This is a genomic window from Sinorhizobium sp. 22678, from assembly GCF_052044265.1.
Classification (GTDB): Bacteria; Pseudomonadota; Alphaproteobacteria; order Rhizobiales; family Rhizobiaceae; genus Sinorhizobium; species Sinorhizobium meliloti_A.
This window is the reverse complement of the sequence record NZ_JBQEMS010000006.1, coordinates 1-21,696: the sequence shown is the minus strand read 5'-3', so window position 1 is coordinate 21,696 and position 21,696 is coordinate 1. Positions and strand designations below refer to the sequence as shown.

Annotated in this window: 19 protein-coding genes and 2 pseudogenes; 11 read left to right on the top strand and 10 right to left on the bottom strand. The window is 63.1% G+C overall.

Annotated features, from left to right (window positions below):
* Window positions 1–20 precede the first annotated feature (20 nt).
* From oppB to ACTJKL_RS10890, 3 genes are read left to right on the top strand one after another with little or no spacing between them, the layout of a single operon-like run.
* Window positions 21–944, top strand: coding sequence for an oligopeptide ABC transporter permease OppB (oppB, locus tag ACTJKL_RS10900; RefSeq protein ID WP_003529067.1), 924 nt, complete (start codon window positions 21–23; stop codon window positions 942–944).
* Complete coding sequence (locus tag ACTJKL_RS10895; protein ID WP_102762546.1) at window positions 937–2,067, top strand: ABC transporter permease; 1,131 nt, start codon at window positions 937–939, stop codon at window positions 2,065–2,067. Before oppB ends, ACTJKL_RS10895 begins: the two co-directional genes overlap by 8 nt.
* Window position 2,068: 1 nt before the next feature.
* A complete protein-coding gene (locus ACTJKL_RS10890; RefSeq protein ID WP_440852874.1) occupies window positions 2,069–3,670 on the top strand; it encodes an ABC transporter ATP-binding protein in 1,602 nt (533 codons plus the stop codon).
* A gap of 144 nt (window positions 3,671–3,814) precedes the next feature.
* Here the strand turns inward: ACTJKL_RS10890 and ACTJKL_RS10885 are convergent, their stop codons facing one another.
* Both ACTJKL_RS10885 and ACTJKL_RS10880 read right to left on the bottom strand, forming a co-directional pair.
* Window positions 3,815–5,158: a sigma-54-dependent transcriptional regulator gene (locus ACTJKL_RS10885; protein WP_379939372.1), complete on the bottom strand. Its 1,344-nt coding sequence runs from the start codon at window positions 5,156–5,158 to the stop codon at window positions 3,815–3,817.
* Entirely contained in the window at window positions 5,155–6,975 is a 1,821-nt protein-coding gene (locus tag ACTJKL_RS10880; protein ID WP_440852873.1) for a sensor histidine kinase, read from the bottom strand. Before ACTJKL_RS10880 ends, ACTJKL_RS10885 begins: the two co-directional genes overlap by 4 nt.
* A 273-nt stretch (window positions 6,976–7,248) precedes the next feature.
* On the opposite strand from ACTJKL_RS10880, the gene ACTJKL_RS10875 reads away from it, so the two are divergent.
* The 4 genes from ACTJKL_RS10875 (at window position 7,249) to ACTJKL_RS10860 (ending at window position 9,589) form a co-directional block, all read left to right on the top strand.
* Window positions 7,249–8,181: a VOC family protein gene (locus ACTJKL_RS10875; protein ID WP_275599185.1), complete on the top strand. Its 933-nt coding sequence runs from the start codon at window positions 7,249–7,251 to the stop codon at window positions 8,179–8,181.
* 95 nt (window positions 8,182–8,276) lie between these two features.
* Window positions 8,277–8,879 carry an alpha/beta hydrolase gene (locus ACTJKL_RS10870; protein ID WP_018098433.1) on the top strand — a complete coding sequence of 201 codons (603 nt, stop codon included), beginning with the start codon at window positions 8,277–8,279 and terminating at the stop codon, window positions 8,877–8,879.
* A gap of 87 nt (window positions 8,880–8,966) precedes the next feature.
* A complete protein-coding gene (locus ACTJKL_RS10865) occupies window positions 8,967–9,206 on the top strand; it encodes a type II toxin-antitoxin system Phd/YefM family antitoxin (RefSeq protein ID WP_100670198.1) in 240 nt (79 codons plus the stop codon).
* Window positions 9,203–9,589 (top strand): type II toxin-antitoxin system VapC family toxin, encoded by a 387-nt coding sequence (locus ACTJKL_RS10860; protein ID WP_440852872.1) that lies wholly within the window; start codon window positions 9,203–9,205, stop codon window positions 9,587–9,589. The genes ACTJKL_RS10865 and ACTJKL_RS10860 overlap by 4 nt, the downstream gene beginning before the upstream one ends.
* A 3-nt stretch (window positions 9,590–9,592) precedes the next feature.
* On the opposite strand, the gene ACTJKL_RS10855 is transcribed toward ACTJKL_RS10860, so the two are convergent.
* From ACTJKL_RS10855 to ACTJKL_RS10825, 7 genes are all read right to left on the bottom strand, one after another.
* Window positions 9,593–10,705 (bottom strand): ABC transporter permease, encoded by a 1,113-nt coding sequence (locus ACTJKL_RS10855; RefSeq protein WP_440852871.1) that lies wholly within the window; start codon window positions 10,703–10,705, stop codon window positions 9,593–9,595.
* Window position 10,706: 1 nt separating this feature from the next.
* Complete coding sequence (locus ACTJKL_RS10850; protein ID WP_440852870.1) at window positions 10,707–11,861, bottom strand: ABC transporter permease; 1,155 nt, start codon at window positions 11,859–11,861, stop codon at window positions 10,707–10,709.
* Window positions 11,858–13,603, bottom strand: coding sequence for an ATP-binding cassette domain-containing protein (locus tag ACTJKL_RS10845; protein WP_440852869.1), 1,746 nt, complete (start codon window positions 13,601–13,603; stop codon window positions 11,858–11,860). The genes ACTJKL_RS10850 and ACTJKL_RS10845 overlap by 4 nt, the downstream gene beginning before the upstream one ends.
* Complete coding sequence (hlyD, locus tag ACTJKL_RS10840; protein WP_440852868.1) at window positions 13,603–14,607, bottom strand: secretion protein HlyD; 1,005 nt, start codon at window positions 14,605–14,607, stop codon at window positions 13,603–13,605. The genes ACTJKL_RS10845 and hlyD overlap by 1 nt, the downstream gene beginning before the upstream one ends.
* The gene (locus tag ACTJKL_RS10835) at window positions 14,604–15,308 is read right to left on the bottom strand and encodes a CerR family C-terminal domain-containing protein (RefSeq protein WP_440852867.1); all 705 of its coding nucleotides are present in this window, start codon (window positions 15,306–15,308) and stop codon (window positions 14,604–14,606) included. The genes hlyD and ACTJKL_RS10835 overlap by 4 nt, the downstream gene beginning before the upstream one ends.
* A 205-nt stretch (window positions 15,309–15,513) precedes the next feature.
* Complete coding sequence (locus ACTJKL_RS10830; RefSeq protein ID WP_440852866.1) at window positions 15,514–16,863, bottom strand: sensor histidine kinase; 1,350 nt, start codon at window positions 16,861–16,863, stop codon at window positions 15,514–15,516.
* Window positions 16,863–17,534: a response regulator gene (locus ACTJKL_RS10825; protein ID WP_275599177.1), complete on the bottom strand. Its 672-nt coding sequence runs from the start codon at window positions 17,532–17,534 to the stop codon at window positions 16,863–16,865. The genes ACTJKL_RS10830 and ACTJKL_RS10825 overlap by 1 nt, the downstream gene beginning before the upstream one ends.
* A gap of 241 nt (window positions 17,535–17,775) precedes the next feature.
* On the opposite strand from ACTJKL_RS10825, the gene ACTJKL_RS10820 reads away from it, so the two are divergent.
* From ACTJKL_RS10820 to ACTJKL_RS10810, 3 genes are all read left to right on the top strand, one after another.
* Window positions 17,776–19,509, top strand: coding sequence for a phosphoethanolamine transferase (locus tag ACTJKL_RS10820; RefSeq protein WP_440852865.1), 1,734 nt, complete (start codon window positions 17,776–17,778; stop codon window positions 19,507–19,509).
* A gap of 111 nt (window positions 19,510–19,620) precedes the next feature.
* The gene (locus tag ACTJKL_RS10815) at window positions 19,621–20,001 is read left to right on the top strand and encodes a hypothetical protein (protein WP_275599175.1); all 381 of its coding nucleotides are present in this window, start codon (window positions 19,621–19,623) and stop codon (window positions 19,999–20,001) included.
* 293 nt (window positions 20,002–20,294) lie between these two features.
* Window positions 20,295–20,954 (top strand): metallophosphoesterase family protein, encoded by a 660-nt coding sequence (locus tag ACTJKL_RS10810; protein ID WP_440852864.1) that lies wholly within the window; start codon window positions 20,295–20,297, stop codon window positions 20,952–20,954.
* Window positions 20,955–21,127: 173 nt separating this feature from the next.
* On the opposite strand, the pseudogene ACTJKL_RS10805 reads toward ACTJKL_RS10810, so the two are convergent.
* Window positions 21,128–21,211, bottom strand: a pseudogene (locus ACTJKL_RS10805) (GIY-YIG nuclease family protein); the annotation flags it as partial.
* A 255-nt stretch (window positions 21,212–21,466) separates the two neighbouring features.
* Here ACTJKL_RS10805 and ACTJKL_RS10800 point away from each other — a divergent pair.
* Window positions 21,467–21,696, top strand: a pseudogene (locus ACTJKL_RS10800) (IS110 family transposase); the annotation flags it as partial.

Below are 21,696 nucleotides of genomic sequence, written 5' to 3'. Positions count from 1 at the left end.
TCGCCTCCGGAGCAAAGTCAATGATCTCCTTCATCCTTCGCCGGCTGGCGAGTGCGGTGCCGACGCTGTTCATCGTCGTCACCATATCCTTCTTTCTGATGCGTTTTGCCCCCGGTGGGCCCTTCAACCTCGAGCGTCCTCTCCCGCCCTCCACGATGGAGAACCTGATGAGGACCTATCACCTCGATCAGCCGCTCTGGCGCCAATACGCCACCTATCTCGGCAATGCCGTGACGGGCGACTTCGGTCCGAGCTACATTTACCACGACAACAATGTCGCGCAGCTGATCGGCAAGGGACTGCCCTATTCGATGGAGCTCGGCTTTTACGCGCTGTTGCTCGCGGTCGTCGGCGGGGTCATAACGGGAACGATCGCCGCCTTGCGGCAGAACAGCTTCCTGGATTTCGCGGTCATGTCGGTTTCCACGATCGGGGTCACCGTGCCGAACTTCGTCGTCGGTCCCGTGCTGACGCTGATCTTTGCGATCGTGCTCGCGTGGCTGCCCGCCGGCGGCTGGGGCGACGGTTCTCTCCGCTTTCTCATCCTGCCGATGATCGCGCTCGCGCTTCCCCAGCTTGCGGTCTTTGCCAGGCTCACGCGCGGCTCGATGATCGAGGCCCTTAATACGGATCATATCCGCACCGCGAAAGCCTATGGCCTGCCGTCCCGCGCCGTGGTCGTGACGCACGCCATGCGCGGTGCCATGCTGCCGGTCGTCTCCTATCTTGCTCCTTGCGCCGCCGCCCTCCTTACGGGCTCGGCCGTGGTGGAAACGATCTTCACTATACCGGGCGTCGGGCGCTACTTCGTGCTCGGAGCGATCAACCGCGACTATACGCTGGTAATGGGCACCGTGATCCTCATCGCCATCTTCGTCATCCTCTTCAATCTTCTGGTCGATATTCTCTACGGCCTGCTCGATCCGAGGGTTCGCCATGACTGATATCGCTCAGATCCCGGCATCGATGCCCGACACCAAAGGCCGAAGCCTCTTTCAGCTCGCAACGCTCCGCTTCCGCCGCAACCGCCCGGCCATGGCCGGTTGCGTCATGCTGGTGCTCATCGCGCTCTTTTCCTTCGTCGGGCCGCTTTTTTCGCCTCACAGCTACGATCAGGTCTTTCCGTCCTATGTCACGATCGGCCCCAGCCTCGAGCCGCGTCCGGACACCTCGACACTTCAGGACGTGATGGAGGGCGTGGCGACGCGTGCACGCGTCACGCTCACGGAATTCAACGTCGAAGGCCAGACCTTCACCGCCACGGTGACTTCGGACGAGCCTATCGATCCTCGCGCCACACGCTATTTCGACCGGGCGAACGAGTTCGAGAACACCGAGGTGGTCGCGACGGAGAACGACGGCCGTACCCTGAAGGTCGAGGGCGAGGTGGCTCGGGAATATTTCCCCTTCGGCACCGATTCCAATGGCCGCGACCTGCTTGTCCGGGTGATGCTGGGCGGCCAGATCTCCATCGCCGTCGGCCTGCTGGCGAGTCTCGTTTCGCTCGGCATCGGCGTCGTATACGGGGCGACATCGGGCTATATCGGCGGGCGCGTCGATAACGTCATGATGCGCCTGGTCGAGATCCTCTATTCGCTGCCCTTCGTTTTCCTGGTCGTGGTGCTCGTCGTCTTCTTCGGCCGCAGCTTCATCCTGATCTTCCTGGTGATCGGGGCTGTCGAATGGCTGGATATGGCCCGCATCGTGCGCGGCCAGACGCTGGCGCTCAAGCGGCGTGAGTTCGTCGGAGCGGCGCAGGCGCTGGGTCTGACCGACTGGCAGATCATCCGCCGGCACATCATCCCGAATACGATCGGTCCGGTCATCGTCTTCGTCACCGTCGTCGTGCCGAAGGTTATCCTGCTCGAGAGTTTCCTGTCGTTCCTCGGACTGGGCGTGCAGGCGCCGCTTACGAGCTGGGGTGCGCTGATCTCGGAAGGTGCGAACAATATACAGTCGGCGCCTTGGCTCTTGATCTTCCCCGCCATCTTCTTCGTCGTGACGCTGTTCTCGCTGAATTTCGTCGGCGACGGCCTGCGCGATGCGCTCGACCCGAAGGACCGCTGACATGACAGAGACGAAGGACTCCATTCTCGCTGTGCGCGGCCTGAAGGTCGACTTTTCCACCCCTGACGGCACCGTCGAAGCGGTCAAGGGCATCGATCTCGACGTCCGATCCGGCGAGACGCTCGCAGTTGTCGGCGAATCCGGTTCGGGCAAGAGCCAGACCATGATGGGCATCATGGGTCTGCTCGCCAAGAACGGGACGGTGACGGGTTCGGCGCGCTATCGCGGCCAGGAACTCGTGGGCCTTGCACCGAAGGCACTGAACAAGGTGCGCGGCTCGAAGATCACCATGATCTTCCAGGAGCCGATGACTTCGCTCGACCCGCTTTACACGATCGGCCGCCAGATTGCCGAGCCGATCGTCCATCACCGGGGCGGCAGCTTCAAGGAGGCGCGCAGGCGCGTCCTCGAGCTCCTGGAGCTCGTCGGCATTCCCGAACCGGGGCGGCGCATCGACAGCTATCCGCACGAGCTTTCCGGCGGCCAGCGACAGCGCGTCATGATCGCCATGGCGCTTGCCAACGAGCCGGACATCCTGATCGCCGACGAGCCGACGACCGCCCTGGACGTGACCATCCAGGCCCAGATCCTCGATCTGCTCAAATCGCTGCAAAGGCGCTTCGGCATGGCGATCGTTCTGATCACCCACGACCTCGGCATCGTCAAGTACTTCGCCGACCGGGTCGCGGTCATGCGCCGCGGCGAGGTCGTGGAGCAGGGGGTGACGGCCGATATCTTCGAGCGGCCGAAGGCGGACTATACCAGGATGCTGCTGGAGGCCGAACCGAGCGGGCGCAAGCCTCCGCCTTCCGACAATGCCCCGATCATCCTGGAGGGTCGCAATGTCGCGGTGGACTATACGATCCCTGGCGGCCTCTTCCGCGGAGCCTCGGCCGCTTTCCGTGCAGTCGACGGCGTCAATCTGAGGCTCAGGCAGGGCCAGACGATCGGGATCGTCGGCGAATCCGGCTCCGGGAAGTCGACGCTCGGCCGGGCGCTGCTGAGGCTTCTGCCGAGCAGCGGCTACTACCGTTTCGGCTCGACCGACATTTCCGGCTTCGACCGCGGCGCGATGCGACCGCTGCGCCGCCAGCTGCAGCTCGTCTTTCAGGACCCTTACGGGTCGCTCTCGCCACGCCGGACCGTGGGCGAGATCATCACCGAAGGCCTCCATGTGCATGAGCCCGACCTGAGCCGTGCCGACCGCGACCACAGGGCCATCGCAGCGCTGAAGGAAGTCGGCCTCGACCCCGCCTCGCGCAACCGCTATCCGCATGAATTCTCCGGCGGACAGCGCCAGCGCATCGCGATCGCCCGCGCGATCATCCTGAAGCCGAAGGTCGTCATTCTCGACGAGCCGACTTCGGCCCTCGACCGGTCGGTGCAGGGGCAGGTGATCGACCTCCTGCGCGATCTGCAGGAAAAGCACGGTCTCTCCTACATCTTCATCAGCCACGATCTTTCGGTGGTGAAGGCGATGTCCGACTATGTGATCGTGATGAAGAACGGCCGGATCGTCGAAGAGGGGGAAACGGACGCAATCTTCGATGCGCCGAGGGAGCCCTATACCAAGACGCTGATCGGAGCCGCGTTCAACGTGTGAGGCAGGCAATCTCGTGCCGGATTGCCCTCATCCCGCCGCCGCGACCTTCTCCCCGCAGGCGGGGAGAAGGGACTATATGGGCCGACTTCGTCAACATGACCGCACATTTTCAGGGCATCCCCTCACCCCGCGTGCGGGGGAGCACTACCGCTCCTCCGATAACGCCTTCTTGTCGAGCCCGAACTTCTGCATCTTCTCGTAGAGCGTCTTGCGTGAAATGCCGAGCGACTCGTAGACGGGCTTCAACGCGCCGCCATGGGCCGCGAGAGCGCTGGCGATGACGCTCTTTTCGAAGGCGGCCACCTTGTCGGCCAGGCGCCGGCCGTTCGCCGATGCAAGCACTTCTTCGCGTTCGGCTTCGAGCCCGAGGACCAGACGCTCTGCGGCATTGCGCAACTCGCGTACGTTGCCGGGCCACTCGCGTGCGGCCATTTCCGAAGCGAGCGCGGGCGAGACGACGATGTCGTCCCGGCCGTAGCGAGCGGCGGATTCGCGGACGAGCTGCATGAAGAGCAGGGAGATATCGGAACGGCGCTGCGAAAGCGTCGGCACTCTCAGGGTTGCGACGTTCAACCGGTAAAGCAGGTCGGCACGAAAGCGGCCGCTTGCTACCTCGCGTTCCAGGTCGACCTTGCTGGTCGCGATGAAACGAACATCGAGCGGTACGGTCTCGTTCGAGCCGAGGCGCGTTATGACCCGCTCCTGCAGCACGCGAAGGAATTTCGCCTGGAGATCGAAAGGCATGGAGCCGATCTCGTCGAGCAGGATGGTGCCGCCGCGGCCATGCTCGAATTTGCCGTAGCGCGGCCTGAGCGCTCCGGGGAATGCGCCCGGTTCGTGCCCGAAGAGCTCGCTTTCGATCAGGTTTTCGGGAAGAGCGGCGCAATTGATGGCGATGAACGGGCCGCTCGCGCGGCTGCTCAAATCGTGGAGCGCGCGGGCGACGACTTCTTTTCCAACTCCCGTTTCGCCGATGATCAGCGTATCGGCGTCGGAGGCGCCGATCGCCCTGATGCGGTAGCGCAGGTCGACCATTGCCTGGCTTCGCCCGGGCAGCCGCTGTTCTATGTCGTCGCGTTTGCCCGCAACGGCCCGCAGGCGGCGGTTCTCGAGCACGAGACCACGCCAATCGAGCGCGCGGCGAATGGTGCCGGCAAGCATCTGGGCGGTGAAGGGCTTTTCGACGAAATCATAGGCGCCCTCGCGCATCGCCCGGACCGCCAGCTGCACATCGCCGTGTCCGGTCACCAGGATCACCGGCAGTTCGGCATCGATCTCGCGGATGCGCTGCAGAAAGGTCATTCCGTCCATTCCGGGCATGCGGATATCGCTGATGACGACGCCGTGGAAGCTGAAGGCGATGCGTTCGAGCGCATGCTCGGCGCTGGCAAACGTATCCACCCGGAAGCCGGCGAGTTCCAGCGCCTGAGCGCTGGAGCGACGCAGTTCCTCTTCATCGTCGACGAGCAGGATGCGGGTTTCGCTCATTCAGCTGCCTCCCGCCCGGTTTCTCCGGCAACGGCAAGCTCGATACGAAACACCGCGCCACCCTCCAGATGGTTCGACACGGTGAGGCTTCCTCCGAAATCCTTGATGATGTTGTAGGAAATGGACAGGCCGAGGCCGAGGCCTCTTCCCACGCCCTTGGTCGTGTAGAACGGATCGAAGATGCGTTCCGCAACTGCCGGAGCAACGCCCGCGCCGCGATCGCGCACCGTCAGCACGACCCTGCCGCCTTCGCGCCAGGCGCGCACCGAAAGCTTGCGATCGTCAAGTCCCTCGACGGCGTCGGCGGCGTTCGAGATCACGTTGACGAGCACCTGCTGCAAGCGGACCGAACCGGCGAGGACCGCCAGCTCATCGCCGAGATCGGTATCCATTTCGGCGTCTGCCGCTTTCAACCGGACTGCCACGATTTCCAGCGTGTCGCGCATCACCTCGTCGAGACGGACCGGGCCGAGCTTTTCATTGGGTTTTCGCGCAAAATTGCGCAGGTGACGGCTGATCGAGGCCATACGGTCGATCAAGCCCGAAATCCGCCGGACATTATCGCTCGCCTCGGCCGTGCGGCCACGCTCGATGAGCAGCGCGGCGCTGTCGGCATAGGTCTTGGCGGCGGCGAGCGGCTGGTTGAATTCGTGAGACAGGGCAGCGGACATCTGCCCGAGGCCGGCGAGCTTGCCCGCCTGGATGAGATCGGCCTGGGTCTGGCGCAACTGCTGCTCGGTGAACCGCCGCTCGGCGATCTCCGCTTCGATCTGCGAATTGACGCGCGCAAGATCCGCCGTGCGCTCCTCGACGCGGCGCTCGAGTTCCTCCTGCGCCTGCTCCTGCATCAGAATGCGTTCCCTGAGCCTTGCGCGCCGTTGGATGATGATCGCGATCGCCAGGCCGGCGAGGCAAAGGAGCAGCATGACGGCTGCAACCGTGGTCAGGGCCTGGGTCCGCACGGATGCCGTGTCCGTAAGAACGTTCACGGTCCAATCCGCCTCCGGCATATAATGCGAGAGGGCCAGATATTCCCGTTCGCTGCCCTCGGACACCTTTAGCAATCGATGTCCGGAAAGCTCGCTTTGTACGACCGGCAGGGGGCGGAGCGTGGCGTCCGCATAGCGCCGCGAGCCCTCCGTCCGGGCAAGCCGGTCAGGCGTCAGCGGCAGGATCCCGGCATAGAGCCATGCAGGATTGCCGCTCATGAAGATGATGCCTTCGGGGTCGGAGACGAAGATCCGGTATTCGCCGCCCTGCCAGGAGGCTTCGATGGTTTCGATATCCACCTTGAACACGATCACGCCGCGGATGTCCCCTCCGACGCGGACCGGCGCACCGAAATAGTAACCGCGCTTCAGCGATGTCGTGCCGAGAGCATAGAAGCGGGACTGGTTCCCCTTGAGTGCATCCTGAAAATAAGGGCGGTAACTGAAATTCTCGCCGACAAAGCTCGTCGGTCCATCGTAATTGCTGGCGGCGATCGTGTTGCCGTCCGGTGTGATGACGTAGATGTCGGAAGACTTGAGGAGTTCGTTGATCTCCTTGAGATACGAATTGACGGCCCCGCGCAGCCGCCGATCGCGCGGACGCGTAACCAGTTCCTTGACGTCATCATGGTCGGCGATCAGCGCGGGCAGGGCCTGATAGCGGTTCAGGTGACCGCTAAGGGCCGCAACCGCCAGCCGCAGAGCCGTGTTCGCCTGCGACGAGGCCTCCTGCATATAGCTGCGCGTGGCGACGGCGGTTCCCTGGACGGCGATCAATCCTGCGGCTGCCGGCAGGAGAAGGAGGGCAAGAACGAGACGGTATTTCACGGGATGGCCGGGCTCCTCCTCCCGCTCGCGGTGTTGGCCGCAGGATCGAATGTTGCCGGCCGCCGCGATGCTAAATGGCGCTCTGACGCGTGGCAAGCTGCCATGCAGGCAGTCCTCTCCGGTCTGTGGTCGTAATTGTTAACGGTCATCCTGTCGTGTCAACATCCCATTGACAATCCGTTCTTTCGCAACGGTCTTTCGCTCTCGGCGTCCAGAGAGCATCTAACCGACATCAACGCACCCCGCAAAGCGCGGGCAGAAAGGAAGCGGATCATGCTTGACCAGATCAAAGGCCTGCATCACGTAACGTCGATGGCGGACGACGCCCGCACGAACAACCGGTTCTTCACCGATACGCTCGGCCTGCGCCGCGTCAAGAAGACGGTGAACTTCGACTCGCCGGATGTCTACCATCTCTACTATGGCGACGAGACCGGCACCCCCGGCACGGTGATGACCTATTTTCCCTTTCCGCAGATGCCGCGCGGCCGCGCGGGCACCGGAGAGGTCGGGACGACCGTCTTTTCAATCCCGCGGGGCTCGCTCGGCTTCTGGCAGGAGCGCCTGGCGGCACTCGGTGCAAGCGGTCTCAAGCAGACGGAAAGCTTTGGCGAAAAGCGCCTGAACTTTGCCGGTCCGGACGGCGACGGCTTCGCTCTCGTCGAGGTCGAGGATGACCCGCGTACGCCCTGGACCGAAGGCGGCATTTCCTCGGATCACGCCATTCGCGGCTTCCACTCGGTCGCCATGCGGCTACGCGACGAAGGCGCGACTGCGGAACTGCTGAAGTTCATGGGTTACGAGGAACTCGACCGCAAGGACGGCGTAACCAGGCTGATCGTGCCCGGCGGCAACGGCGCGAGCCTCGTCGATCTGGAGACGCTGCCAAACATCAGCCGCGCCGCACAGGGTGCCGGCTCGGTTCACCACGTCGCATTCGCCGTCGACAACCGCGAGAAGCAGTTGGAGGTGCGCAAGGCGCTGATGGACACCGGCTACCACGTGACACCGGTGATCGACCGGGACTATTTCTGGGCGATCTATTTCCGCACGCCCGGCGGCGTTCTCTTCGAGATCGCCACGAACGAGCCCGGTTTCGACCGGGACGAGGACATCGCGCATCTGGGAGAGGCGCTGAAGCTGCCGCAGCAACACAAGCATCTGCGCCCGGTTCTCGAAAGCCATTTGCAGAAGCTGGACGCCTAGCGGCACCTGTGCGCTCCTTCCGCTGGCGCAGGAAGGAGCGCACTTCTTTAGATAGAAGAAGTGTTCGCAACCACGCGCGCACAAAGGAGAAATCGATGGTCGATCATGGCTATGTGCACACATTGAAATCCGGCAGGCCCGGCGGTCCGATCCTTTTCGTACTTCACGGGACGGGCGGCGACGAGAACCAGTTTTTCGGCTTCGGGGCGCAGCTCCTGCCGGAGGCCACCGTTGTTTCGCCGCGGGGCGACGTATCGGAACACGGGGCCGCCCGCTTCTTCCGGCGAACGGGCGAGGGCGTTTACGACATGGCGGACCTCGCGCGTGCGACGGAGAAGATGGCGGGTTTCGTGAAGGCGCTCGCTGGCGAACACGACGCCTCGGAGATTGTCGGTCTCGGCTATTCCAACGGTGCCAACATTCTCGCGAATGTACTGATCGAAGAGGGCCTCTTCGACAAGGCCGTGCTCATGCATCCGCTGATCCCGTTCCGTCCGGAGGACAATCCCGCGCTCGCCGGCCGCAAGATCCTGATTACGGCCGGAGAACGCGACCCGATCTGCCCGGCCCCGCTGACACGGGCGCTCGGGGACTACTTCACGAAGCAGAAGGCGAAGGTGGAATTCGAGTGGCATTCCGGCGGCCACGACATCCGCCAGAACGAGATCGCCGCCATCGAAGCGTTCGTTAAAGGCTGACAGCATAAGGGCTGGCGGCGCGGTACCTTGAAAAGAGACGGGGATTGAACTAAGTTCAGTGAACTAAGTTCGATTACGAGGACCCCGATGGAAACCGTCAACATTCACGAAGCGAAAACCCACCTATCGCGACTGATCGAGAAGGCGGCGCAGGGGCAGCCCTTTATCATTGCAAAAGCGGGAAAGCCGATGGTGAAGGTGATCCCGATCGATCAGCCTTCCGATGCGAAAGTGCAGCGGATCGGCTTCATGGCGGGTCAGTTTACGGTACCGGACGACTTCGATCAGATGGGCCGTGACGAGGTTGCAGATCTTTTTGGCGCATGAATATTCTTTTTGATACGCACATTCTCCTCTGGGCGGCCGGTGTACCCGGCCGCTTGTCGAAAGAGGCCCGCGCTCTTATCGAAAGCTCCGAGAATACGCTTTACTTCAGTGCGGCGAGCGTGTGGGAGATCGCGATCAAGCGTGGCTTGGGGCGGATGGACTTCAATGCCGATCCACGGCTCCTGCGCCGAGGTTTGCTGGACAATGGTTACCGGGAACTGCGGATCGACGGCACCCATGCGGTGGCACTTGATCAACTCCCCCTGATACACAAGGACCCATTCGACCGCATTCTCATCGCGCAGTCTCTCGTCGAAGGACTTACGCTCGTCACGTCCGATGAAGTCGTCAGCCGCTACCCCGGTCCTATCCGGCTTGTTTAGTCTTCATTCGAGCCGCCTGCGGAACAGCCACGCGGCCGAGGAGAGGGTGACGATCGCGATCAGGCAAAGCGGCAGCGTCTGGTGGACGACTTCGGCAAGGGGAATGTCCTTTAGAAACACACCTTTCACGATCACCAGGAAATAGCGCAGCGGATTGATCAGCGTCACTGGCTGCAGCCAGGAGGGCATGTTTTCGATCGGCGTCGCGAAGCCGGATAGCAGCATAGCCGGGACCATGAAGAGGAAGGCCCCGAGGATTGCCTGCTGCTGCGTCATGGACAGCGCCGAGATGAAGAGACCGAGGCCGACGACGGCGGCGAGATAGAAGATGGCGCTCCCATAGAGCAGGAACAGAGAGCCGCGCAGCGGCACGCCGAAGATGAAGACCGCGGCAAGGATATAGATGGTGATGTGGAAGAGGCCGATCATCATCGGCGGGATGAGCTTGCCGAGCAGGATCTCATGGGTGCGCAACGGTGACACGATGAGCTGGTCGAAAGTGCCGAGCTCCCGCTCGCGCGCGACCGACAGCGCCGTGACGATAAGCCCGATCAGGAGAGCGATGCTCGCGACCAGGTTCGGCACCATGAACCATTGGTAGGTGAGGTTCGGATTGAACCAGTTGCGGACCTCGACCCGGATCGTCTCGGAGGCCGCACGCCTGCCCGCCGGCGTTTCGGCCGCGACGGCGCCGACGATTCGGCCGAGATAGCCGGAGACGATCTGCGACGCGTTGGAACGCCGGCCGTCGAGGATCATCTGCACTTCCGCCGGTCTCCCCGCCTCGATATCGCCGGAGAAGGTGGGGCCGATCTCCAGTGCGGCCAGGACTCGCTGGGTATCGATCGCGAGGCGGACCTGGTGAGGGCTGCTCGCGAGCTCTATCGAGCGAAAGGTCGGAGAGCCGCCGATCTGCTGCACGAGTTCCTGGCTCCATTGCCCGTTGTCACGGTTGAGCACCATGAGATCGACGTCAGTCACCTCGAGCGTCGCCGCATAGGAGAAGACCAGGAGCTGGATGATCGGCGGGCCGATCAAAACGGTGCGGCCCTTCGGATCGCGCAGGACCGCGAGCAGCTCCTTGACGATCAGGGCTTTCAGCCGCCTCCACCACATGTCAGCCGATCCTCTTTCTGGTGCTGCGCGCCGCCAGCGCGAAGAACATGCAGCCGATCAGGAACATCACCGTGATGGCGCGTGCGAACATCGGCCAGATATCGCCGGCGAGAAACACTGTCTGCAGACTGGGAATGAGGTAGCGCGCCGGGACGGCATAGGTGACCCATTGGATGACGGTGGGCATGGAATTGATCTCGAAGAGGAAGCCGGACAGCAGGAAGGCCGGGAGGAAGGCCGAGATCAGCGCGAGCTGCGAAGCGAGAAACTGGTTCTTCGTCGCGGCCGAGATCAGCAGCCCTTGTCCGAGCGCCGGCATCAGGAAGGTGGCCGAAAGGGCGTAGAGCGCCGCCACCGATCCCCGGAAGGGGACATCGAAAAGAAAGACCGCCACAAGCACGCAAAGCGTCATCGCCGTAAGGCCGAGGACGAAGTAGGGCAGCAGCTTGCCGGCGAGCAGCTCGGCGGCGGAGACGGGCGTCGCCATCATCGCCTCCATCGTGCCGCGCTCCCATTCGCGGGCGACGACGAGCGAGGTGAGCAGCGTGCCGACCAGCGTCATCACGATCGCGATCGAGCCCGGAACCAGGAAGTTGCGGCTTGTCAGCTGCGGGTTGAACCAGAAGCGCTGTTCGGCGGAGATCGCCGGAGGCGGGCTCCGGCCCTCGCTCAAGCGCTGGCGCTCCCAATTGGCAACAGCACCCTGTGCATAGTTCTGCACGAAATTGGCGGTGTTCGGATCGGAGCCGTCGACGATCACCTGGACCGACGGATGGCGCCCCGCCGCGTGGTCGGCGGCAAAGCCGGCGGGGATCACGAGGATGCCGCGCACCCGTCCGAGGACAAGGTCGTCCTCAAATTCCCTGCGGTCGCGTCCGGTGACGACGGAAAAGTAGCGCGATGCCTCGAAGCTGGCAGCGAGATCGCGCGTGAGCGGGGTCGCCTCCTCGACCACGAGGGCGACGCGCGTGCGCGTCGTATCGAGCGACACGCCATAACCGAAGAGGAAGAGCAGGACCAATGGCAGGACGAAGGCGATCAGGATACTGCTCGGATCGCGTACGACCTGATAGGTTTCCTTGCGCACCAGGGCGGCAAAACGCCGGGCCCGGCCCGCGGGTTCGTACGCTTTCGCCATTTTCCTCTCGGCGTTCATGCAGCCTCCTTCGCCTCGGAGCCTTGAACGAGCGCGATGAACGCGTCCTCCATGGTCGGGTCGGGGAGATCCTTGCTTGCGACACGGGCCTTCATGTCGTCCGGCGAGCCGAGTGCGATCGAGCGGCCGCGATAGATGAGTGAAATGCGGTCGCAATATTCCGCCTCATCCATGAAATGCGTGGTGACGAGCACGGTCACGCCCTTTTCGACAAGGCCGTTGATATGGGTCCAGAACTCGCGCCGGGTGATTGGATCGACGCCGGAGGTCGGTTCGTCCAGGAAAAGCACTTCCGGTTCATGGAGCACGGCACAGGCAAGCGCCAGACGCTGCTTGAGACCGAGCGGCAGGTCCTTGGCCGACATCTCGAGGATCGTGCGGAAGTCGAAGATTTCGCTCATCAGAGCGACGCGTTCGCGTTTTCTCGCGCCGGACAGCCCGTAGACGCCGGCAAAGAAATTGAAGTTCTGGATGACGCTCAAATCACCGTAGAGAGAGAATTTCTGCGCCATGTAACCCAGCCGATTGCGCGCCTCGGGGGCGTTGCGCCTGAGGTCGAAGCCGGCGACGCGGCCTTCGCCGGCGGTCGGCTTCAGGAGGCCGCAAAGCATTTTGAACGTCGTCGACTTGCCGGCGCCGTTGGGGCCGAGGAGGCCGAAAATCTCGCCGCGTGGAATATCGAAGGTGATGTTGTCGGCGGCGGTAAAGTCGCCGAAGCGTTTCGTCAGACCCCGCGCCTCGATCACGGGTCTGCCGGCGTCTTCGGCGAACTCGCGCTGTGTTTCCGCAAGCCTCGACCGGCCGCCGGGACCTCCGCCGAGCATATCGACGAAAGCGTCCTCGAAGCGGGGCGGGGTGATCGCTGCGTGAGCGGCATCGGCCGTGTCGCCGCGCGGCGGTGAAAGACCCTGCTTCATGACGAGACGTATGGCTTCGCCCTGGATCACGCCGTCGACCACGCCTTGCTCTTCGAGGAGGCGCGCAAGCGCTTCGCGGCGGCGGCCGCGGATGCCGGAGAGGCGAAAGACGCGGTCCTCGACGCGGCCGGTCATCTCCGCCGGCGGGCCGGAAAACATGAGCCTCCCCTGATTGAGCAGGAAAACATGGTCGCAGGCTTCCGCCTCTTCGAGATAGGCGGTCGACCAGACGACGGCGATGCCCTCCGCCCTCAGATTTCCGACCATCTTCCAGAGGTCGCGCCGCGAAATCGGATCGACGCCGACGCCGGGCTCGTCGAGAAGCAGGAGCCGCGGCTTGCGCAGGAGCGCGCAGGCGAGGCCGAGCTTCTGTTTCATTCCGCCGGAGAGCTTGCCGGCAAGCCGCGTGGTGAAGCGGGCAAGATCGGTGAAGTCGAGCAACTCGCCGAAGGTCCGGCTGCGCTCGGTCTTCGGCAGGCCGCGCAGATCGGCGTAGAGGTCGAGGTTCTCCTGGACCGACAGGTCTTCATAGAGGCCGAAGCGCTGCGGCATATAGCCGATTGCCGCCTGGATACTGGCGGGATCCCTCCGGGTATCGTAGCCGAGCACTTCTATGGTGCCTGCATCCGGCAGCATCAGTCCGGTCATCAGCCGGATCAGCGTCGTTTTGCCTGCGCCATCCGGACCGACGAGTCCGGTTACCCATCCGCCGAAGATTTCACCCGCAACTGCGTCGAGCGCCGGGGGCGCGGTGCCGAACCGCTTGGTGACGGCGTTCAGCCGAACGAACGGGGCCGCACCGGGCTCCGTTGCGGGGGCGGGCATCAGGAAGCCTCCTTCGCTTCCGGCAGGTGCACGGTGACCGGCATGCCCTGGCGAAGATCCTTGCCCGGATTGGCGATCACGATGCGCAGCCTGTAGACGAGATCGGTTCTGAGCTCGGGTGTCTCAACCGATTTGGGCGTGAACTCGGCGACCGGGGATATGAAGCCGACGGTTCCCTCATAGTTGCGATCGGGCGCGGTGTCGGAGGTGATCGTCACCTTCATTCCCGGATGCACACGGCCGAGGTTGGGCTCTGCGACATAGGCGCGGACCCAGACCGGTTCCGTCAGCGAAAGCACGTAGACGATATCGGCGGGCGAGACGATCGCGCCGGTTTCACGCACGCGGGATATGATGACGCCGTCGCTCGGGGCGGCAAGTTGGGTGTCATCGAGCGAGATGCGGGCGCTCTCGGCCTTTGCCGTCGCGGCATTCGCCTGGGCCGCTGCTGCCGCTATGTCCTCTGCGCGGTTTCCCTCTTCGAGAAGCACCAAAGCCTCGCGGGCCGACCTTGCGCGTGCGTCTGCCGCTGCACGGCTGGCGTTTGCCTGGTCGAGCTCCGCCTGCGAGATCGTGCCGTTGGGACGCAGCTGCTTTGCACGTTCATAGGCGAGCTTCGCATTCTCAAGCTCCGCAAGGCGTTCTTCATGCGTGGCGCTCGCCTGGGCGATTTCGGCTGCGCGGGCCCCGGCCTTTAGCTTTGCCAGCGTCGCCCGGGCAGCCTCGGCGTCCGCTTCGGCGGCACCGAGCGCCTGGCGGAACGGCTCGGCGTCGAGCCTCGCGATCACGTCGCCTGCCTTCACGCTATCGCCCTCGTCGACGCGCAACTCAGCGATCCGCCCGCTCACCCGAAAGCCAAGCGACACCTGGCGAATGCCCACATTGCCGTAGAGCACCGCCTGCTGCGGCTCACCCGCAAAGCCGAGGCGCGCCGGCAGGTCGAACCACCAGGCACCGGCGAGAGCTGCGGCGACGACTGCAACGAGTATGGCGACCTTCCTCATGACCGGCGGTCCCTCTCGGCACCGAGCACCGCCACGAGTTCGGCGGCGTGGCGGTGCAATGTCTCGATCTCCTTCGGTCCGGCAGATTCCCATTCGAGCTGGGCATAGACGGCTGCATGCGCCATTCGAAACACCAGAACGCTTCCGACGAAGGAGAGAGTTCTCAGACGAATGTGCTCCGAAGCCGGGTCGTCCTCGATGATCGCGCCGATCAGGCGGCTCGCCATGTCGATCATCGGCCCCATGATGCTGCCGTAGATGCGTTTGAATGCTTCGGTCGGCTCCATCTGCTCGCGAATGATGAAGCGTGCCCAGCTTTCCGATTCCTTGCTGACGAAGAGAGCGATCATCCTCTGGACCATCTGGGTCAGGAAATGCCGCGCCTCCATCGGCGTCATCGCAGCGCCTGCGGCGTCGAGTTCGGCAAGGCGGGAGACGATCATGCTCCGCAGGTCGCCGACATGGCCGCCGATCATCGACGCAAGGTGCTCGGCGGCGGCTACATAAAGCCCTTCCTTGCCGCCGAAATAATAGGGAATCGCCTGGAGATTGACGCCCGCTGCATCGGCGAGCTTTCGCGTGGTCGCGCCATCGAAGCCATAGCGTCCGAAGACGTCGATGGCCGTGTTGAGCAATTTCTCCCGCGTCGCATCGCCGCGGTCGGCTCGGAGCACAGTGGGTCGGTTTCCATTCTTGATCATGCATCGATAATGCGCCAATCAATCGACTAAGTCAATCGATCGAATGAAATGAAGTGCCTGTCTTGCAATGCCAGAGAGCAGCCCGCGTCTGCGGCGCGGGACGCGTTCTTTCAGCCCAAGGACTTGGTCTGGCTGGATTCCCGTGACGAGCACAGGAATGAGGAAGTCAACATAGGTCGTCGCGGGTATCCGATCTCAACAGGCCTTAGGCAGCCGCGGCGAAATCGATGGTGATTTTCGTCCCTCCACCGGGAACCGTATCGACCGCGATCCTCGCTTTGTGAAGCTCGCCGATGCGGTGAACGATCTTGAGGCCGAGCCCAAGCTGGCCGGAGCGTTTGACGTAGCCGAGATCGTCATTGTGCTCCGGCAGATCGACGAGACCCCTTCCGTTGTCCTCGACAGACACCAGAGGTCCGGGACCGCAGGCGAGCACTATGCGCGTATTGGGCGGATTATGCTTCACCGCGTTTTCGATCAGGTTGCGCAACATGTTCTCGATGAGCGGCGCAATCACGCTTACGGGCGGTGTGCCGTGGTCTACGAATTCGATGGACTTGCCGTTGTCGAAAACAAATGGCGCAGTCGTCTGCGCGACCTCCGCCCCGATCGCCGAGAGGTCGGCGCGCTGAAAGGCCGAGGGGTCCACAGAGTCGGCCCGGGCAAGCGAGGTCAATTGCTCGAGAATGTGGGTCAGCGCATCGAGATCGCGCTCCGCATTGCGGGCGCGCGGATCGTCGATGCGGCTCAGCTCCATCTTGGCGATCGAAACCGGTGTGCGGATCTCGTGGGCGATCGAGGAGGAAAAGACCTTCTGCGCCTGGATGAGATCTGCAACGCGCGCCAGGAGACGGTTGACGGCCGCGACAAGGCGCTCGATCTCCTCCGGCATGCGCGACGAGGGGAGGCGGGCATTGCCGTCGCGCGGATCGATCGCATCGGCCGCCCGCACCGCTGCTGCCACCGGTTTGAGCGCACTGCGGATCGACCAGATCGTGGCTCCGATCACGAGGCAGAACATCAGCGTCATGGGCACGATCATGGAATCGAACATTTCGCGCAGCAAAACGCTGTACATGAAGCCGTTGGGGTCCTTCAGGACGGCCAGCTCTACGAGCACGATCTCTCCATAACGCTCGAACGATTGGCCGCCGGCAACGCTGAAGGGTTTGCCGGGTGCGATCAGCCGTTTCCAGAAAGTCGGTGCGTTGACGGCGAGCGGAAGAAAATGCTCCGAACATTCGGCCGAGCAATTGGTGAAGAGCACCGAGCCGGAAGCGGTGCGCACCCTCACATAGATCGCACCCGGTCCATCGCGTTCGAGGTAACGCTCTTTCAGTTCGTGACTGAGCTTGAATGTCAGCTCCCCGTCCTGCTTCGCGATTGCGGACGACAGGTTGTCTGTCTCCTCCTGCAGCATCAGGACGCTGAGCTCGTCATCGTCGAACCAGTAGTCGGCGAAGACGACGCCGACCTGCAGCATCATGGCGAGCAGTGAGAAGGCGATGATGCGGCGGGCGACGATGCCGATGAGCGACGGGTTCCAGCTCTTCATCAAACCGTCCGAAGCAGATAACCAATGCCGCGCACGGTTTCGATCTGCACGCCGGTTTCCGCCGACTGCAGTCGCTTGCGCACCCTGGAGACGGCGAGTTCCAGCGCATTCGAGCTCAGTTCCTGGCCATATTCCGAAAGGGCCGTTTCGAGCCTGCGCTTCGGGACGACACGCCCGACCTCGCGCAACAGGATTTCGATCAGCGAGCGCTCGCGCGGAGGAAGCGGCAGAACGGCGCCCTCGCAGGTAAGCTCCGCCGTTGCAGGATCATAGCGCAGGGCACCGGCCTCGAGGACCGGCTGTATCGCATTGGGATTTCGCCTGAGCATCGCCCTGCAGCGGGACAGAAGTTCGCGATGGTGAAACGGCTTGACGAGATAATCGTCGGCGCCGGCGTCGAGCCCGGCGATACGCTCGTCGACCGATCCGCGTGCGGTGATGATCAGCACCGGCAGGCCGACATGCTCCCGCCGGATCCATTGCAGGAGCTGCAGGCCGTCGCCGTCGGGAAGGCCGAGATCGAGGAGAACCAAATCGTGCTCGCGCGCGGCAATGGCGGCCTCGGCATCGCGCAACGTCGAAACGCCGTCGAGCCGCCAACCCGCGTCATGCATGGTCTCGTTGATGAGTTCGGTAAGGCGAGGACTGTCCTCGACGAGGAGTAAACGCATGCAGATCGCAGCCTGAGTCTTCTGGCGCCGGTGACGAGGGACCATAGGACGTTTTTTCCGGGGTGCCAACTTGCGAATCCCCGTTGGACGCGGGGACGCCGCTCGTACCGGCGATGCCGACAGCTTTCCGACAGCTCGTCCGGGCTACTGGGCATGCTCCCCTGGATCGCAAACGGTGCAGGGAACATGAAGGTCACGCCGCACCAAGCCTGCAAGGGGCGCGGCTTTGGAGGTGAGCAGCTTGAAGATCCCGCGGATTCCCCGGCCCGAGATTGGCAGTATAAGCCTGAGCGCGATCGTCGCTCTCTATCTGCTGCTGGCGACCAACAACTCGTTCTGGGCTCATGCCAACGTCTATTTCGATCACGCCTGGATGAGCCTGCTTGCCTTCGCAGCGGCACTCTACCTCGTCCTCTTCGCGATCTTGACGCCTCTCTCGGTCAAGTACCTGATGAAGCCGGCGCTGGTCATTCTCATCCTGGTGTCGGCGACGGCCGCGTATTTTGCCGACACCTTCGGCATCGTCATAGACCGGGACATGATCGGCAATGCCGCTGTTACGACACAGGCCGAAGCCAGCCACCTGCTGACATTCAGCCTTGCGCGGCATCTCCTCGTCTACGCCGTCCTCCCTTCGATCCTGATCGCCTGGGTCAGGGTACGCCACCGCCGGTTCCTGCGGAAGGCCGCGGTCAATTTCGCCTTCGTCTCCGTATCGCTCCTCGTCGGCGCAGGCCTCGTCTATTCCAACTTCGCGACGGTGGCCTACGCGCTGCGCGAACATACGGACCTCATGAAAAGGTTCAATCCGTCCGGACCGCTGATTGCCACCGTGCGCTACGGCCTTTCGACCTATCGGGAGCGCAATCTGGTCGTACACCCTCTTGGAACCGACGCGCATCAGGGCGCGCGCGTTGCCGCCGCGGGGAAACCGGTCGTCGTCGTCGTCGTTGCGGGCGAGACGGCGCGTGCCATGAACTTTTCGCTCAACGGCTACGAACGCGAGACGAATCCGGAATTGCAGGCACTCGGGGTCGTCAACTACCGCAACACGACGAGTTGCGGCACGGCGACCGCCGTCTCGCTTCCCTGCATGTTTTCGGTCTATCCGCGCAGCCAGTACAGCGACTGGAAAGCGCGCTCGACCGAAAATCTCGTCAATGTGCTGACGCATGCCGGCGTCTCGGTGAGCTGGTGGGACAACAATACCGGCAGCAAGGGGATTGCCGATCTCATCAGCTTCGCAAGCCAGACCGGCCGCAAGAACAGCCCGCTTTGCACCAACGGCGAATGCCTTGACGAGATCCTCCTCGGCGATCTCGACCGGAAACTCGGGGCGGCGACGTCGAACAGCGTCATCGTGCTGCATCAGCTCGGCAGCCACGGCCCCTCATACTACCTTCGCTATCCCGAGGCGTTCCGCCGCTTCACGCCCGACTGCCGAACGCCGGAACTCATGCGTTGCTCGACCGCGGAACTGGTCAATGCCTACGACAATACGATCCTCTACACCGACCACATCCTCGCCAGCGTCGCGCGGCTCCTCGAAAAGCATCAGGACCGCATTGCCGGCGCGATGATCTATATGTCGGATCACGGCGAGTCGCTTGGGGAGAACGGCCTCTACCTCCACGGCGCGCCTTATGTGATCGCCCCGAAGGAACAGACCCAGGTGCCGTTCATCGCCTGGTTTTCGAAGCCGTACCAGGCTGCGATGGGCGTCGACGCCGGCTGTCTTGCCAAGGACGCCGACCAGCCCAAATCGCACGACAACCTGTTTCACACGGTGCTCGGCATGATGGACGTCGAGACGAGAATCTATGACCGCGATCTCGACGCTTTTGCCGCCTGCACGCGGCCCGCAGGCAAAGAGGAGCAGCCGGTGCCGCCGGGATATCACGCGGCCCAGAATGGCGAACCCGCATCAAGCTCCGGCGGGTCGCAGGAAGCGAGGTGGGTGCCCGGCCTTCTGTGATTTTCCGATAAGCCTCTCCCACCGGCAAGCTGTCGACCTTCGCCAAATCTGGTAGACTGCAGGCCGGTCTCGCATCCGCAGCCGGCGGGGCGGCCATCAGAGGAGAATCAGATGCAGATCGCCGGAATTCAGGTCTATCCCGAGCGCGGCGGCAAGGCGGGTTTCACCGTCGAGTTCGTCGGCACCAACGGGGAGGTCGTCTCCGTCTCCTGCCCGCAGAACGCCGACGGTAGCCTCAACAGGCTGAATGCCGTTTCCCAGGCAAAGGAGATACTCGCCGCGGCCATCGCGGCGGATGAAACGCTTCTTGCCATTACCGGCACGAAACGGTCTCCTTCAGTCCCCGAGGGAGCGCTTGCGAATGCCCGGCAGGCGCATGACCGGGACGCCATGGAAGAGCAGTTGGACGAGGGTCTCGAAGATACGTTTCCCGCAAGCGACCCCGTCTCGATCACCAGTTCGGCGATTCCGAAGGGATCGTCTCACCGGTAGTCTTTGCGCGGAGGAATCAGTCAGGCCAAGTCCTTGGGCTGAAACGATTCTTCCGCGCCGCAGACGCGGCGCTGCCGAATCCCTCTGAAAAGCACCGGGACCAGGTGACAAAGCCGTCTTGTGCCTGTCCGGCGCTCACTGTTCCTGCTACGCATCGGGCTTTCCGAATATCGGTTCCGATTGTCCGGCTGATGCGCTAAAGCTCTCGGACACCCTGGGCGGCCTCAGATGGCCGATTCATGTCAGCGACGAAAGGAGCGCGCCGTCTTGGACGAGCAGAGGAGAAGCGATTCATGAATGGCCGGCGTTTCACCTTCGCCGTCGGTGACATTCACGGTTGCCTCGCACAACTCGAAACCTTGCTTGCCAGCATCGAATCCGTCGTCGCCGGCGGCAGGGTGGTCTTCCTCGGCGACCTCGTCGATCGCGGTCCGGACAGCCGCGGCGTCGTGGAGCGGATCATGGCCGGGCCGCGCAGGGCGGGCTGGGAATGGATCACGCTCAAGGGCAATCACGAGGCCATGCTGTTGGCGGCACGCAAGGGCCAGGCCGAGATGTCCCTATGGCTGACGAACGGGGGCGAGGAGACGATGGCTTCCTATAGCGGCGCCATTCCGTTGAGCCATCTGGTCTGGATGGCGGAACTGCCGTCGCTCGTCGTCGATCGGCACCGCATTTTCGTCCATGCCGGTGTCGACGAGACCATCCCGCTCGAAGAACAGGGCGACGACATCCTCCTCTGGATCCGCACCGATCCGAACTACTCCGGCACCTATTGGGGCAAGCATGTCTGCCACGGACACACGCCGAGCCGAAGCAATCCGCGCACCGTCGGGAACAGGACCAATGTCGATTCCGGCGCCGTCTTCGGCGGCATGCTCTCCTGCGCCGTCTTCGATGACGACAGGGCGGGAGGCCCGATCGATTTTCTGGTCACGGATGGATACAGCTAAGGGCCTGTTGAGATTGGGGCCACCCGCCGCGACTTGTTTCATTTCCTCATTCCTGTGCTCGTCACAGGAATCCAGCCAGCCCAAGTCCTTGGGCTGAAAGAACGCTTCCCGCGCCGCAGACGCGGCGCTGCTGGATCGCTGTGACGAGCACGATGAGGATGAGGAGAGGGTGCGAGGCGGCGCGGCAGGTCGCGGGTCACGCCCGTGTACAACGTCCCGCTTCGCTTCGATGCGAGAATGTAGACGTGACCTTTCATTGCGTGACAGGCTGACCATTCCCCCGCATATTTGCAAGCGAAAGTTGTAGGAGCCGCACATCGCCGGTCCCTCATTCCTGTGCTTGTCACAGGAATCCAGCCAGACCAAGTCCTTGGGCTGAAAGAACGCTTCCCGCGCCGCAGACGCGGCGCTGCTCTCATCCCTGTGACGAGCACTGTTGGGGTGGACGGCTCCCAACGGCATCGCAATGTGCCAGAGTGAGTCGTTAAGACATCAATCGAGGGAGACCGTCCGTGGAGCAGATTATCCGAATTGGCATGGATACGTCAAAGAGCGTTTTCCAGTTGCATGGAGTGAACGCCGCCGAGCAACCGATCCTGCGCCGGAAGCTGACGCGCAAGGAAATGGTGAAATTCTTCCAGAAGGCGGCACCGACCAGTATTGCGCTGGAAGCGTGTGGTGGTTCCCACCATTGGGCCCGACTGCTGCGTTCCTTCGGCCATGAGGTGAAATTGATCGCGCC

Bases quoted from the DNA above. Each gene is read 5' to 3' on its own strand.
- ACTJKL_RS10850 (WP_440852870.1), bottom strand. From the start codon at position 11,861: ATGAACGCCGAGAGGAAAATGGCGAAAGCGTACGAACCCGCGGGCCGG.
- ACTJKL_RS10860 (WP_440852872.1), top strand. From the start codon at position 9,203: ATGAATATTCTTTTTGATACGCACATTCTCCTCTGGGCGGCCGGTGTA.
- ACTJKL_RS10895 (WP_102762546.1), top strand. From the start codon at position 937: ATGACTGATATCGCTCAGATCCCGGCATCGATGCCCGACACCAAAGGC.
- hlyD (WP_440852868.1), bottom strand. From the start codon at position 14,607: ATGAGGAAGGTCGCCATACTCGTTGCAGTCGTCGCCGCAGCTCTCGCC.
- ACTJKL_RS10870 (WP_018098433.1), top strand. From the start codon at position 8,277: ATGGTCGATCATGGCTATGTGCACACATTGAAATCCGGCAGGCCCGGC.
- oppB (WP_003529067.1), top strand. From the start codon at position 21: ATGATCTCCTTCATCCTTCGCCGGCTGGCGAGTGCGGTGCCGACGCTG.
- ACTJKL_RS10825 (WP_275599177.1), bottom strand. From the start codon at position 17,534: ATGCGTTTACTCCTCGTCGAGGACAGTCCTCGCCTTACCGAACTCATC.
- ACTJKL_RS10885 (WP_379939372.1), bottom strand. From the start codon at position 5,158: ATGAGCGAAACCCGCATCCTGCTCGTCGACGATGAAGAGGAACTGCGT.
- ACTJKL_RS10890 (WP_440852874.1), top strand. From the start codon at position 2,069: ATGACAGAGACGAAGGACTCCATTCTCGCTGTGCGCGGCCTGAAGGTC.
- ACTJKL_RS10865 (WP_100670198.1), top strand. From the start codon at position 8,967: ATGGAAACCGTCAACATTCACGAAGCGAAAACCCACCTATCGCGACTG.
- ACTJKL_RS10810 (WP_440852864.1), top strand. From the start codon at position 20,295: ATGAATGGCCGGCGTTTCACCTTCGCCGTCGGTGACATTCACGGTTGC.
- ACTJKL_RS10875 (WP_275599185.1), top strand. From the start codon at position 7,249: ATGCTTGACCAGATCAAAGGCCTGCATCACGTAACGTCGATGGCGGAC.
- ACTJKL_RS10835 (WP_440852867.1), bottom strand. From the start codon at position 15,308: ATGATCAAGAATGGAAACCGACCCACTGTGCTCCGAGCCGACCGCGGC.
- ACTJKL_RS10830 (WP_440852866.1), bottom strand. From the start codon at position 16,863: ATGAAGAGCTGGAACCCGTCGCTCATCGGCATCGTCGCCCGCCGCATC.
- ACTJKL_RS10845 (WP_440852869.1), bottom strand. From the start codon at position 13,603: ATGCCCGCCCCCGCAACGGAGCCCGGTGCGGCCCCGTTCGTTCGGCTG.
- ACTJKL_RS10855 (WP_440852871.1), bottom strand. From the start codon at position 10,705: ATGTGGTGGAGGCGGCTGAAAGCCCTGATCGTCAAGGAGCTGCTCGCG.
- ACTJKL_RS10815 (WP_275599175.1), top strand. From the start codon at position 19,621: ATGCAGATCGCCGGAATTCAGGTCTATCCCGAGCGCGGCGGCAAGGCG.